The 13183-nt window shown below is 59.2% G+C and carries 12 protein-coding genes; 3 read left to right on the top strand and 9 right to left on the bottom strand.

Translation table 11 applies throughout. From position 1 onward, the window contains the following. Positions 1–8: 8 nt before the first annotated feature. Positions 9–2243, bottom strand: coding sequence for a DNA internalization-related competence protein ComEC/Rec2 (locus tag AC1RPZ_RS17165; protein WP_493138173.1), 2235 nt, complete (start codon positions 2241–2243; stop codon positions 9–11). 135 nt (positions 2244–2378) lie between these two features. Here AC1RPZ_RS17165 and AC1RPZ_RS17160 point away from each other — a divergent pair, with 135 nt between their 5' ends. Next, entirely contained in the window at positions 2379–2897 is a 519-nt protein-coding gene (locus AC1RPZ_RS17160) for a DUF2062 domain-containing protein (protein ID WP_493138172.1), read from the top strand. Positions 2898–3067: 170 nt separating this feature from the next. Here AC1RPZ_RS17160 and AC1RPZ_RS17155 read toward each other — a convergent pair whose 3' ends face one another. From AC1RPZ_RS17155 to AC1RPZ_RS17140, 4 genes are all read right to left on the bottom strand, one after another. Then, positions 3068–3847, bottom strand: coding sequence for an ABC transporter permease (locus tag AC1RPZ_RS17155; RefSeq protein ID WP_493138171.1), 780 nt, complete (start codon positions 3845–3847; stop codon positions 3068–3070). After that, positions 3844–4776, bottom strand: a complete 933-nt coding sequence (locus AC1RPZ_RS17150; RefSeq protein ID WP_493138170.1) for an ABC transporter ATP-binding protein — start codon at positions 4774–4776, stop codon at positions 3844–3846. The genes AC1RPZ_RS17155 and AC1RPZ_RS17150 overlap by 4 nt, the downstream gene beginning before the upstream one ends. Before the next feature lie 133 nt (positions 4777–4909). Then, entirely contained in the window at positions 4910–5533 is a 624-nt protein-coding gene (locus AC1RPZ_RS17145; RefSeq protein WP_493138169.1) for a glutathione S-transferase family protein, read from the bottom strand. Positions 5534–5575: 42 nt separating this feature from the next. Beyond that, positions 5576–6235 (bottom strand): transglutaminase-like domain-containing protein, encoded by a 660-nt coding sequence (locus AC1RPZ_RS17140; RefSeq protein ID WP_493138168.1) that lies wholly within the window; start codon positions 6233–6235, stop codon positions 5576–5578. Positions 6236–6484: 249 nt separating this feature from the next. Here AC1RPZ_RS17140 and AC1RPZ_RS17135 point away from each other — a divergent pair, with 249 nt between their 5' ends. Then, complete coding sequence (locus AC1RPZ_RS17135) at positions 6485–8935, top strand: acyl-CoA dehydrogenase (protein WP_493138167.1); 2451 nt, start codon at positions 6485–6487, stop codon at positions 8933–8935. Positions 8936–9029: 94 nt separating this feature from the next. Further along, positions 9030–9428 (top strand): PA2817 family protein, encoded by a 399-nt coding sequence (locus AC1RPZ_RS17130; RefSeq protein ID WP_493138166.1) that lies wholly within the window; start codon positions 9030–9032, stop codon positions 9426–9428. Between the two features lie 120 nt (positions 9429–9548). Here the strand turns inward: AC1RPZ_RS17130 and AC1RPZ_RS17125 are convergent, their stop codons facing one another. The 4 genes from AC1RPZ_RS17125 to AC1RPZ_RS17110 all read right to left on the bottom strand — a co-directional run bounded on the left by AC1RPZ_RS17125 (position 9549) and on the right by AC1RPZ_RS17110 (position 12688). After that, positions 9549–10313, bottom strand: a complete 765-nt coding sequence (locus tag AC1RPZ_RS17125) for an ABC transporter ATP-binding protein (RefSeq protein ID WP_493138165.1) — start codon at positions 10311–10313, stop codon at positions 9549–9551. Between the two features lie 102 nt (positions 10314–10415). After that, positions 10416–11126, bottom strand: a complete 711-nt coding sequence (locus AC1RPZ_RS17120) for an ABC transporter permease (protein WP_493138164.1) — start codon at positions 11124–11126, stop codon at positions 10416–10418. Then, positions 11123–11851 (bottom strand): ABC transporter permease, encoded by a 729-nt coding sequence (locus AC1RPZ_RS17115; protein WP_493138163.1) that lies wholly within the window; start codon positions 11849–11851, stop codon positions 11123–11125. Before AC1RPZ_RS17115 ends, AC1RPZ_RS17120 begins: the two co-directional genes overlap by 4 nt. A gap of 57 nt (positions 11852–11908) precedes the next feature. Continuing rightward, entirely contained in the window at positions 11909–12688 is a 780-nt protein-coding gene (locus AC1RPZ_RS17110) for a transporter substrate-binding domain-containing protein (RefSeq protein WP_493138162.1), read from the bottom strand. Positions 12689–13183 lie beyond the last annotated feature (495 nt).

Below are 13183 nucleotides of genomic sequence, written 5' to 3'. Positions count from 1 at the left end.
ACTGGTGGTTATTGGCTGACGGACGGCGAATCGCGCCAGAAACGCGCTTGCTGACGCAATGATTCGGGCGCCTCGAACGCCCCCAGACGCAAACGCAAGGCGCCCTGTTCGGCGCTGTCATAGACCTGCATGCCCAACCTGCGATAACGCGCCAACACTTGAGGATGGGGATGACCGAACGAATTGTCGTGCCCGCGAGAAATCAGCACGCCTTTGGGAGCCAGCGCCGTGAGAAAAACCATCGACGATGAGCTGCGACTGCCATGATGCGGCGCCTGTAGCCAGTCGGTCGCGACCGCCAGCGGACTCTCCAGCAACGCCTGCTCGGCCCGGGCGTCAATGTCGCCAGTTAACAGCAGACGCTCGTCGCTGGCTTCGATTTGCAGGACACAGGATTTCTGGTTGCTTTCGCTCGCCTCGGACCATTGCCAAAGCGTAAAACTCACACCGTCCCACTCCCAGCGTTGACCGCTCTCACAGGCTTGCGCGTGCAACTCGGCCGGCAGCGCTTCAGGATCACCGCTGAGCACCTGCGTCACCGGCAATCCGTTTGAAACCGAGCGCGCACCACCCGCGTGATCGGCATCGGCGTGACTGATCAGCATCACATCCAGCGTGCGCACTCCCAACTTGCGCAGTGACGGCAACACCACCCGCTCGCCCAGATCGAAATCACCGAAACGCGGACCGGCGTCGTAGAGCAACGCGTGATGGCGAGTGCGGACCACGATGGCCAGGCCTTGGCCCACATCCAGTTGCCAGATTTCAGCCATACCTTCGGGCACAGTCCTGAGCGGCGGGAACACCATCAACAGCAGCATCGGCCAGCCCAACAACCGCATGGGCAAGCCTTTGGGCAGCAACAGTAGAAAAGTGCCGAAAGCACTTATCCCCCAGACCCAGAGCGGAATCACCGGTGCAACCCATGCCGGTATCCGCCCAGCCACCAACGCCAGGCCGTTGAACAGAACATCGAGCAAGCCACCGGCCAGCCACAACAGCCCCTCACCGACATAAGGCAGCGGCAGCAGTAAAGTCCCCAGCAAGGCCGGGGGCAACACCACCAGGCTGATCCAGGGCACCGCCAGCAGATTGGCCAGCGGACCACTGAGACTGATGGGCAAACCAAGTATCAGCAGCAACGGACACAAGCCAATCGCGATCAGCCATTGCGCGCGCGTCCAGGTTTGCCACCAGCGCCAGGGGCCCAAGCGGCCGCCGAAGGTGAAGATCAGCACCGCTACGGCCGCAAACGACAACCAGAACCCTGGCTGCAAACTCGCCAGCGGCTCAAGCAACAGCACCGCATTCAACGCCAGCAGCAATGGCCACCAGGCACCCAGATGCCGAAACCGCAGACGCCACAACAGCACCAGACCGATCATCACGCAGGCTCTGCGCACCGGCACCTCGAAACCGGCCAGCAATCCATAACCGAGCGCCGCCGCAAATGCCATGCCGCAGGCCCACGGCAACCAGGGTAATCTCCGCGGCCACAGGCCATAACGCGCCAATCCGGCAATCAGCAGGTAAACCATCCCGGCCAGCAAACCGATGTGCTGCCCGGAGATCACCAGCAAATGCACGGTGCCGGTGTCTTGCAACACACGCCAGTCTTCGCTGCTCAGCCCGGATCCGTCGCCCAGCACCAGCGCCGCCAACGCCCCCGCGCGCCCCTGAGCATCGACCGCCAGCAAGCGCTGGCGAACAGCATCGCGCCAGGCCCACTGCGCAGGTCTGAGTAACTGCCCGTCCTTGACACTTCCCGTGGCGCCGATGCGTTGCGCCAACAGCCAAGCGTCGTAATCAAAGGACTGCGGATTGAGCAACCCCATGGGACGCTTCAATTTCACCGCCAGTCGCCAGCGCTCGCCGCTGTTGATGGTCGGCCCGTCGTACCAGGCCAACCGCATCAGCCTCGGCAATTGTGTGCGCCGCGCCTCACCATCGGCCAACTCGAAACGCACCACGCCTTGGGCGTTCTGCGGTAAGCCGACGACGCGCCCTTCGACCCAGCGAGTTTGTCCGTCGAGGCCCGATGCCAAACGATCATCCAGCGCCCAGTGTGCACTGGCGCACGCCCAGCTGAAGCCGAACAGAAAAAACGCCAGTGGATACGTGCGAAACGGCAACAGCATCAAAGCCAGTACCGGTAACAACAGCAGTAACCCGACCGGTGGCAGCACTGGTAAAAAACGCAAGGCCAACAGACCCAACGCAAGCGCCAACATCCCTGTGCGCATAAGCCCGTCCTTGAGAGTCCCTTCTCTTGGATTAGCCGAGTTACAAAAGCCCGCGTTTATTAATTGTCACAAAGTCTGAACTGGCGCTCCGTAGAATCCGGGCATACTTGCCGCTTGAACTGACCGAGAAGCCCTATGCCCCGGCGCTTATTCAAACGTTACATGCCAGATCCGACCACTGTCCGGGAACACAAATCCTTACGCTTTCTCGGCACGCTGCTGCATGACCCGAACCTCTGGCACCTGAATCGGCATTCGGTTGCGCGCGCCATGGCCGTGGGAGTATTCGCCGCGTTCCTACCGATTCCGTTGCAAATGCTGGTGGCGGCAATCCTTGCCATTTGGGTGCGCGGCAATATTCCGATCGCAGTGAGCCTGGTCTGGCTGACCAACCCGATCACCATGCCCTTAGTGTTTTACGGCACTTATCAGACCGGCGCCTGGCTGATGGACGTCCCCGCCCGCAGTCTGCCGGATGAGCTGACCTGGGAATGGATCAGCAGCCAGTTGTCGACGCTATGGCAGCCGTTTCTGCTGGGGTCGGTGGTGGTTGGCCTGGTGCTCGGCGCATTGGCCTACTGCCTGACCATGACCTACTGGCGCTGGTGGGTCAGCCGGCAATGGAAGCGGCGCAAGCAAAGTCGGATGCTCTGAATGCAAAACGGCCTCCTGAGTGGAGGCCGTTTTTATTGCGGTGTCTGGGCTGACGCCATCGCGAGCAGGCTCGCTCCCACATAGGCTCCGTGTCGATCACAAATTATGTGGGAACACCAATCCAGTGTGGGAGCGAGCCTGCTCGCGATGGCAGGCGGCGCGGTCGCCCCTTATGTACGCATTCCGCGTCCGCTGACCAACAGCCGCGCACAACCGATGTACAACACCACAGTCGCCACCAGCATGAAGGTGATGGCCACGCTGATCTTGATGTCCGAGACGCCGAGGATGCCGTAACGGAAGGCGTTGACCATGTGCAGCACCGGGTTGGCCAGCGACACGGTCTGCCAGAACGGTGGCAGCAGGCTGATCGAGTAGAACACCCCGCCCAGGTAGGTCAACGGCGTCAGCACGAAGGTCGGGATAATCGAAATGTCGTCGAAGTTGCGCGCAAACACGGCGTTGATGAAGCCCAGCAGCGAGAAGATCGTTGCCGTCAGCACCACCACCAGCAGGGTAATCCCCAAATGGTGCACTTGCAGGTGAGTGAAGAACAGCGAAAGCAGCGTCACGATCACGCCCACCGCCAGACCGCGCAGCACCCCGCCCACGGTGTAACCGATCAGTATGGTGTGCGGCGAAACCGGTGAAACCATCAGCTCCTCGATGGAGCGCTGGAATTTGCTGCCAAAGAAACTCGAGACCACGTTGCCGTAGGCGTTGGTGATCACCGACATCATGATCAGACCCGGCACGATGTATTCCATATAGGTGAAGCCACCCATATCACCGATTTGCCGGCCAATCAGATTACCGAAGATCACGAAGTACAGAACCATGGTGATCGCCGGCGGCAGCAGGGTCTGCGGCCAGATCCGGGTAAAGCGCCGGACTTCACGGTAAACGATGGTATTTAGCGCGACGAGGTTGGGTTGCAGTTCAGAACTCATACGGCCACCTTCGCCAGATTTTTCTCCACCAGAGACACGAACAACTCCTCGAGGCGATTGGTTTTGTTGCGCAGGCTCAGCACTTCAATGTTCTGCATGGCCAACTGACCGAACAACGCGGTGATGCCGACGGCCTTGTCGACCTGGACTTCCAGGGTGTGGCTGTCGAGCAAGCGGGTCGGATAGCCGTTCAACTGCGGCGCTACCGTCATGTCGTGCTTCAGGTCCAACAGGAATGTCTCGACATGCAGCTGGCTGAGCAGGTTACGCATGCTGGTGTTTTCGACAATCGTGCCGTGGTCGATGATGCCGATATTGCGGCACAACTGCTCAGCCTCTTCCAGGTAATGCGTGGTGAGGATGATGGTAATGCCTTTCTGGTTCAGCTCGGTGAGGAAGGTCCACATCGAGCGACGCAGTTCGATATCCACGCCAGCCGTCGGTTCGTCGAGGATCAACAGACGCGGCTCGTGCACCAATGCGCGCGCAATCATCAGTCGCCGCTTCATGCCACCCGACAGTGAACGCGACGGCACATCGCGCTTGTCCCACAAGCCGAGCTGAGTCAGGTATTGCTCAGCGCGTTCCTTGGCGACTTTGGGCGGGATACCGTAGTAACCGGCCTGAGTCACGACAATGTCGAAGGTCTTTTCGAACTGGTTGAAATTGAATTCTTGTGGCACCACTCCGATGCAGCGCTTGAGCGCGGCCGGGTTGCGGTCCAGGTCGTGGCCAAAGATGCTCACCGTTCCGCTGGTCTTGTTCACCAGGGTCGAGAGAATGCCGATGGTCGTGGATTTGCCGGCACCGTTGGGGCCGAGCAAGGCGAAAAAGTCACCTTCGGCGACATCCAGATCGATACCACTCAAGGCCTGGAAACCGTTGCCGTAGGTTTTGGTTAGCTGCCGGATGGACAGAGCAGAACTCATATCGGATTTACGCACCAAGAAGGGAAGTCAGGAATAAATAAGGACGCGCGGCGAGCAATGCAACCGCGGCGCATGAGCGCAATGGTGCTTGGCGACGCCGCACAAGTACAGTCAAGTGTGTTGATAGTCAGTATTAAGTCAACGCGGTCATGACCGCTTTTTGATAAGCCGGACGTTGCTTGAGGCGCGCATACCAGGCTTCCAGATGGCGCATTGGCGCTCGCTCGATGGGCATCTCGAACCAGGCATAGATGAAGCTGCCCAACGGGATATCGCCCACGCCGATCTCGTCGCCGGACAAATACGGTTTCTGTGCCAATGCCTGGTCGACCATCGACAACAATTGCTCGCAGGTTTTCTGCGCAGCGTTGATCGCGGCCCAGTCCTGCTGATCCGCCGGGGTGCGCAACACGCCCCAGAATACCTGGCGGAAAGGTTCGGCAAACGACGAAGTGGTCCAGTCCATCCACTTTTCCGCGCTCGCCCGGGCCTGCACGTCGGCCGGGTACCAGTTCGAATCGGCAGCGTGACGGGCGGCCAGGTAACGCACGATGGTATTGGATTCCCACAGCACAAAACCGTCGTCTTCGATCACCGGGATGCGGCCATTGGGGTTCATCGCCCGGTAGTCTGGCGTGTCGACCACACCAAATGCCCCGCCCGCATCCTGCGTTTCGTAGGTCAGCCCGAGTTCCTCGGCGCACCACAGTGCCTTTCTGACATTCGACGAATTTTTCCGACCCCAGATCTTCAGCATGACCGCTCCTAATGGATGAATGCCGGAGCAGTCTACGCCGGATCAGGTGTGACTCAAATCGCTCTGCATGTCACCGAGCACTGCCGGCGACTGATCGTTGAACAAGTGTGGGTAGAGTTTTTCCAGGTACTCGAAAAAGAACGCCTCGGGTACATCGGCGAACTGACCGTGATCGACCAGGTACTCCATCGACTGCTGACCCTGGCGATTGAACGGGTGGAACACGCTGTCGTTGATCCCGTCGAACTCCAGCGCCGGCACATCGAACAGCTCACAGAGCTTCTGGTTGAACGCCGGCGTGGCCTTGACCCAGCGGCCTTGCAAATACAACTCGGTGTAACCGTGCATGGCGAACACGTCGCTCTTGAGCAACTCGATCAAACGCGGGGTCGACAGGTGATTACGCACATCCGCGAGACCAATCCGCGCGGCGATCCCGCAGTGTCGCGCGCAACCGGCCAGCAACGTGGCTTTGGGCACGCAGTAGCTCTCGCCGGTGGCCAACGCATAACTGCCGCGCAAGGTCTCGGGATCACGGCTGAAGGTGTACGGGTTATAGCGCACCGCTTCACGCACGGCGTAATACAGACTCACCGCCTGCTCGACCGGATCACGGCTGTTGCCGCGATGCTGTTCAGCGAACTCCACCACCGCCGGGTGGTCACTATCGATGAAGCGGCCGGGACTCAGATACTCGTGCATGAAAAAAATCTCCTGGGGAAGCCACGAGTCTAGCGACAGACCCCGCACAGAGATAACGACGTTTCGGCCAAACATCAGCGCTTGTCGCACGCTCAGCGAAGCTTTTTTACAGCGTCCGCCAGCGCCATCACTCACGAAATTCACCGCTGTTTCCCACGTTTTCAAACACATCGCTCTGACCACCCTGTTTTGCAGATGCCGTCTAAGCTCTGAAGGTGGTTTTGACCCTGGCTTCACGGAGGATTGAATATGCTGCTGTTGTGGATACTGGTTCTGGTGGTCGGGATTGCCTGGCTGGCTCACCGCCGCATCGCGCCCCTGCCCGCCCTGGGTATCGTGGCTGTCTATCTGCTGGCGATGGGAGTCTTCAGCCACCATCATCGAGGCTGGCTGCTGCTGATTTTCTGGATCGTGCTGGCCGTCGTGGCGGCGCCCCTGCTGCTGCCCGAGCTGCGACGCAAATACTTCAGTGCCCCGCTGTTCAACTGGTTTCAGAAAACCCTGCCGCCGATGTCGCAAACTGAACGCGACGCCATCGATGCCGGTACCGTCTGGTGGGATGGCGAGCTGTTCAGCGGGCGTCCGGACTGGAACAAACTGCTGTCCTATCCCAAAGCGCAGTTGAGCGAAGAAGAACAGGCATTCATCGACGGCCCGACCGAAGAGCTCTGCGCCATGGTCAGCGACTGGCAGATCGGCCAGACGATGGACTTGCCGGCCGAGGCGTGGGCACATATCAAGCAGCATGGTTTTTTTGCCCTGATCATTCCCAAGGAATTCGGTGGCAAGGGGTTTTCCGCCTACGCCCACTCGCAAGTGGCGATGAAACTGGCCACCCGCAGCGGCGACCTGGCCTCCACCGTGATGGTGCCGAACTCCCTCGGCCCGGCCGAACTATTGCTGCATTACGGCACCGATGAACAACGCAGCCATTACCTGCCACGCCTGGCGCGTGGCGACGATATCCCGTGTTTTGCGTTGACCGGCCCACTCGCCGGCTCCGATGCGGGCGCCATGCCCGATACCGGGGTGATCTGCAAGGGTGAATGGGAAGGCCAGGAAACCCTGGGTCTTCGGCTGAACTGGGAAAAGCGCTACATCACCCTCGGCCCGGTCGCCACCCTGCTCGGTCTGGCGTTCAAGGCCTATGACCCGGACCATCTGCTGGGTGAACAAGAGGACCTTGGCATCAGCCTCGCGTTGATCCCTACCGACACCGCCGGGGTCGAAATCGGCCGACGCCACCTGCCCCTCGGCGCCGCGTTCATGAACGGCCCAAACGCCGGCAAGGACGTATTCGTACCGTTGGAGTTCCTCATCGGCGGCCAGGAAATGCTCGGCAAAGGCTGGATGATGCTGATGAACTGCCTGTCGGTCGGGCGTTCGATTTCGTTACCGGCAGTCGGTACTGGTGCGGCCAAGTTCACCAGTCTGGTGACCGGCCAATATGCTCAGGTTCGCGAGCAATTCAATGTACCGCTGTCCGCCTTCGAAGGGATTCAGGAAGCCATGGCGCGTATCGGCGGCAACGCCTGGATGATGGACGCCGCACGAATGCTCACCGCCAACGCGGTGGATCTTGGCGAGAAACCTTCGGTGCTCTCGGCAATTCTCAAGTATCACCTCACCGAGCGCGGTCGCGAATGCATCAGCCACGCCATGGACGTGCATGGCGGCAAGGCGATCATCATGGGCCCCAACAACTACCTCGCGCGCAGTTGGCAAGGTGCGCCGATTTTCATCACGGTGGAAGGCGCGAATATCCTTTCGCGCAACCTGATGATCTTTGGTCAAGGCGCGATTCGTTGCCATCCGTTTGTGCTCAAGGAAATGGCCCTCGCCGGCCGCGAGGACAAAGACCAGGCACTGAAAGAGTTCGACGGCCTGTTGCTCAAGCACATCGGTTTCGCCGTGAGCAACGCCGCCAGCACCCTGGTGCTGAACCTCGGCCTGGGGTATTTCGAACACGTCCCGGGGGACAAACTCAGCCAGGGCTACTTCCGTGCCCTCAACCGTCAGACAGCGGCATTCGCCCTGCTCGCGGACTTGAGCATGATGCTGCTGGGCGGTGAACTGAAACGCCGCGAGCGACTGTCGGCCCGACTCGGCGACGTACTGAGCAACCTGTACCTGGCCTCTGCCGCCCTCAAGCGTTACCACGACCTCGACTCGCCGGAGCACATGGCGCCGTTGTTCACCTGGGCCATGGAAGAGTGTCTCGGCCAGTCGGAACGGGCGCTGGATGAACTACTGAGCAACTTCCCGAGCAAGGTGCTGGGTTGCCTGTTGCGGGTGATCGTGTTCCCGTTCGGTCGTCGTCACAAAGGGCCGTCGGACAGCCTCGGTGCCGAAGTGGCTGCGGTCATTGGCCGGGCCAAAGGCGACCCGACGCTCGAAGAATTGCTGGGGGGTTGCTACCGCCCACAATCGGTCGAGGATCCGGTCGGCGCCCTGCAACATGCCTGCGACCTGCTGAGTGCTGCACAACCGTTGCAGAAAAAAATGCACATCGCACTCAAGAGCGGGCAGTTCAAACCGGCCGCCGGGGAGCACGTCATCGACGCGGCACTGGAGGCCGGTGTGCTGCAAGCGGCAGAAGCCTATACCTTGCATGAGGCCGAAGCCGCACGGCGCAAAGTGATCGACGTCGATGACTTTTCCAAGGAGCAGCTTGAGCTGGCTGAGGGCAAGACCCGCTAACGCGGCTGCTCGTCCAGCGAGCAATGATGAAAAGCGGGCGCTGGAGCGATATACTCCGGCGCCCGTTTTGCTTTAGTTCTAGAGGACTCCCGTTATGCTCGACCAAATTCTCGTCCAGCTCGACCTCCTGCGCAGTATTCTGGTCGCTGTCGGTGAAGCCGAGCAGGTTCCAGACGAAAGCCATGCCTTGTTCCTGGAGCGCTTCGACGAACTGCGTGCGTCGCTGCCAATCGACCCGATCGAAAGCCAATACCTGGGTCAGGACATTCTTTGTCAGGTCATCACCCGTTATCCGCAAATTGCCCACCTCGTTCCCCGCGACCTGCTGTGGTATTTCGCCGGTGACTGCCTGCACTACATGCCAGACGATGAAATCGATCTGTATCAGGCACTGGAAGAACGTCGTTACGAAGCCGAACAGAACGACGAACCGTTCGACTGGAACCAGGAAAAACAACTGCTGGCCCTGTCGAACCAGGGCAGCAAGCACTGATCCCGATCAGACATACAAAAGGCCCGCACGGTTAACCATGCGGGCCTTTTTTGCGGGTAGTGAGTCGATAGCTCAGCGCCTCGACACCGTTGAAGATTCAGGCGCTGTATGGGCTAGTGCTTACTTCAGATTGCCGCTGAGGAACTGCTGCAAACGCTCGCTCTTCGGATTGCCCAGCACGTCCTCTGGCGCGCCCTCTTCCTCCACTCGCCCCTGATGCAGAAACAGCACCTGATTCGACACTTTGCGGGCGAAGCTCATTTCGTGAGTCACCATGATCATGGTCCGGCCTTCTTCGGCCAGGCCCTGGATCACCTTGAGCACTTCGCCCACCAGTTCCGGGTCGAGCGCCGAGGTCGGTTCATCGAACAGCATGACTTCCGGTTCCATCGCCAGTGCGCGGGCAATGGCCACCCGCTGTTGCTGGCCGCCGGAGAGGAACGCCGGGTACTGATCCGCCACACGGGCCGGCAGGCCGACCTTGTCCAGATATCGTCGGGCGCGATCTTCCGCGTCCTTCTTGCCGACACCCAGCACCCGGCGCGGGGCCATGGTGATGTTTTCCAGCACGGTCATATGACCCCACAGGTTGAAGTGCTGGAACACCATTGCCAGACGAGTACGCAGTCGTTGCAGCTCGGCATCGTCGGCCACGCGCATGCCATGGTGGTCCTTGACCATGCGAATCTGCTTGCCGTCCAGGCTCATGCCGCCGTCGTTGGGTGTTTCGAGAAAGTTGATGCAACGCAGGAAGGTACTTTTGCCCGAGCCGCTGGCGCCGATCAGGCTGATCACATCACCGGTTTTGGCTTTCAGGGAAACGCCCTTGAGCACTTCGTGGCTACCGTAACTCTTGTGTAGTTTTTCAATGGTCAATTTGTACATGTGCGCAAGCATCCTCAAAGGGAAAATGGATCGCCGCTGCGTAGACGTCACAAACGGCGATGAAACCCGCGGCCTGATGAGCGGCCGTTGAAGCACTAAGTCCTAGTGAGCCGGGCCAAGAAAGGCCAGCCAACGACGTTCGGCAATGCGGAACAGACCGACCAGCGCAAAGGTGACGGTCAGGTAGATCAGCGCGGTAATACCGAACGACTGAAAGGTCAAAAAGGTCGCCGAGTTGGCATCCCGCGCCACTTTCAAAATGTCCGGGACGGTGGCGGTGAAGGCGACGGTGGTCGAGTGCAGCATCAGGATCACTTCGTTGCTGTAGTACGGCAGCGAGCGGCGCAATGCCGAAGGCATGATCACGTAGGCATAGAGCTTCCAGCCCGTCAGACCGTAGGCCTTCGCGGCTTCGACTTCGCCGTGGGCCATACTGCGAATCGCCCCGGCGAAGATCTCCGTGGTGTAGGCGCAGGTATTCAGGGCAAAGGCGAGGATGGTGCAGTTCATCGCATCGCGAAAGAACGCATCGAGCACCGGCTGCGCGCGGACCGCCGCCAGGCTGTAGATCCCGGTGTAGCAGATCAGCAACTGGATATACAGCGGCGTGCCACGGAACAGGTAGGTGTAGAACTGCACCGGCCAGCGCACGTAGAGTTTGTTGGAAACCCGGGCAATCGACAGAGGAATCGACACCAGGAAGCCGATGAAGATCGAGGCGCTGAGCAACCACAGGGTCATGGCCAGACCGGTGATGTGGTAACCGTCGGTGTAAAGAAACGGTTTCCAGTAGTCCCGTAGAAGTTCGATCATCGTACCGCCTCCCGGGAGCCTGCCGCGTAATGCCGTTCGAGCCAGCGCAGGACATAGTTCGACGCGCTGGTAATCACCAGGTAAATCAGCGCTGCCAACACTAGAAAAAAGAACAATTGATAAGAGCTTTTACCGGCGTCCTGAGCGGCCTTGACCAGGTCCGCCAGACCGATGATCGACACCAGCGCCGTGGCCTTGAGGATCACCATCCAGTTGTTACCGATGCCTGGCAGGGCGAAACGCATCATCTGCGGGAAGACCACGAAGCGAAAGCGCTGAGCGCGACTCAAGCCGTAGGCGGTAGCCGCTTCCATCTGCCCACGGGGCACAGCGAGGATCGCGCCGCGAAAGGTCTCGGTGAAATAGGCGCCGTAGATAAAGCCCAGGGTGATGATCCCTGCGGCGAACGGGTTGATCTCGATGTATTCCCAGTCCAGCGCCTCGGTGAAACTGGTCAACCAGGTTTGCAGGCTGTAGAAAATCAGCAACATCAGCACCAGGTCCGGTACCCCGCGAATCAGCGTGGTGTAGAGCTGGGCCGGAATCCGCAACAGTTTGACGCTGGAGAGTTTGGCACTGGCGCCGATCAGGCCAAGCAGAACGCTCAACAACAGCGACAGTATCGATAACTTGACGGTCATCCAGGAGCCTTCCAGCAACAGAGGGCCGAACCCCTTCAAGCTGAATGCGGAGAGCCCGAGTGTCTGCAAAAGTGCTTCGAACATAATTCAGGGACCTATAGCCATAAAAAAGCGCCCATCCTGAAGACGGGCGCCGGGGCGTTACTTGCCGCTGTACAGATTCAGATCACCGAAGTGTTTCTTCTGGATCGAGTCGTAGGTGCCGTCATCGTGTACCGCCTTGAGGCCTTTATCGATAAACGCCTTGAGTTCTGTGTTGCCTTTGGCGATACCCACCGCCGTTTTGGCTGGCAGCAGAGGATCGTCGATCGGCTTGCTGACATCGTAGTCGGCGCCTTGTGGCGACTTCAGGAAGCTCAGCTTGGCTTGCAGCATGTCCTGGATCGTGGCGTCGAGGCGACCGGAAGTCAGGTCAGCGTAAACCTGGTCCTGGTTGGCGTAGGCCTTGGTTTCTACCCCGGCCTTGTCCAGTACAGCCTTGGCGTAGGCTTCCTGGATGGTGCCTTGCTCGTAGCCGACCTTTTTACCCTTGAGCGAGGCCACGTCAGAAACGCCGGAGCCTTTCTTGTAGACCAGAGCGGTCGGGCCGGAGAACAGCTCGCTGGAGAAGTCGATGACTTTCTCGCGGGCGGGAGTCACGGTCATGGAAGAGATCACGCCGTCGAACTTGTTAGCCTTCAGGCCTGGAATCGTGCCGTCGAAATCGCTCTCGACCCATTTGCACTTGACCTTCAGCTCAGCGCAGATTGCGTTGCCCAGATCGATATCGAACCCCGTCAGGCTGCCATCGGCCGCTTTGGACTCGAACGGTGCGTAGGAAGGGTCAACGCCAAAACGCAGCTCTTTGTACTCTTTGGCCGTGGCTACGCCTGCGGCCATGCACAAGGTCAAGGCAGAAAGGGTCAGCAATGTTCTTTTCATTATTATCAATTCCTAAAACCACTACGGGCGCTTGTAGCGCATGGGTGCTGTTACTGGAATGCGTGCAACGTGGTGAACCTGAACCAAAACCTCAAAGCAATGCTGCGCGTCAACGCCTTCTGGCGACTCCTACGCACACACACTTACTTGTACATACAAGCATATGCAATCACCCAGCCAACTCGCTGAACGGCAGCTGAAGAAAGTTTTTAAAGCAACAGGAATGGCTCTAGAACGGGGCTTTAGCAATGAATCTGAAACTTTCGAGGGTTGTCGAGCCGCGCTCGCAGCTGTTACCTGAGCCGCGCTTTGCGTCGTATTGGTGCATCCGGTAACAATTTGAAAGGGGGCATTACGTGTGGAAATACCCCGTCGTGGGGCCGCATCGCGGGTGAGTGCATGACTCGAAAAATAGCAATGCGTCTATATTTTCGCTGAAGTTTTTCTTCTAACTCGTGGCGCTTTGCCTTGGTTGAACTACTTTCAAACAAGGAA

The organism is Pseudomonas sp. GW822-FHT02D10, assembly GCF_058802345.1.
This window is presented reverse-complemented; position numbering and strand designations above follow the sequence as displayed.

Coding starts and splice junctions, on each gene's coding strand:
- AC1RPZ_RS17160 (WP_493138172.1), top strand. CDS start 2,379: ATGCCCCGGCGCTTATTCAAACGTTACATGCCAGATCCGACCACTGTC.
- AC1RPZ_RS17145 (WP_493138169.1), bottom strand. CDS start 5,533: ATGCTGAAGATCTGGGGTCGGAAAAATTCGTCGAATGTCAGAAAGGCA.
- AC1RPZ_RS17140 (WP_493138168.1), bottom strand. CDS start 6,235: ATGCACGAGTATCTGAGTCCCGGCCGCTTCATCGATAGTGACCACCCG.
- AC1RPZ_RS17150 (WP_493138170.1), bottom strand. CDS start 4,776: ATGAGTTCTGCTCTGTCCATCCGGCAGCTAACCAAAACCTACGGCAAC.
- AC1RPZ_RS17115 (WP_493138163.1), bottom strand. CDS start 11,851: ATGTTCGAAGCACTTTTGCAGACACTCGGGCTCTCCGCATTCAGCTTG.
- AC1RPZ_RS17120 (WP_493138164.1), bottom strand. CDS start 11,126: ATGATCGAACTTCTACGGGACTACTGGAAACCGTTTCTTTACACCGAC.
- AC1RPZ_RS17165 (WP_493138173.1), bottom strand. CDS start 2,243: ATGCGCACAGGGATGTTGGCGCTTGCGTTGGGTCTGTTGGCCTTGCGT.
- AC1RPZ_RS17135 (WP_493138167.1), top strand. CDS start 6,485: ATGCTGCTGTTGTGGATACTGGTTCTGGTGGTCGGGATTGCCTGGCTG.
- AC1RPZ_RS17130 (WP_493138166.1), top strand. CDS start 9,030: ATGCTCGACCAAATTCTCGTCCAGCTCGACCTCCTGCGCAGTATTCTG.
- AC1RPZ_RS17110 (WP_493138162.1), bottom strand. CDS start 12,688: ATGAAAAGAACATTGCTGACCCTTTCTGCCTTGACCTTGTGCATGGCC.
- AC1RPZ_RS17155 (WP_493138171.1), bottom strand. CDS start 3,847: ATGAGTTCTGAACTGCAACCCAACCTCGTCGCGCTAAATACCATCGTT.
- AC1RPZ_RS17125 (WP_493138165.1), bottom strand. CDS start 10,313: ATGTACAAATTGACCATTGAAAAACTACACAAGAGTTACGGTAGCCAC.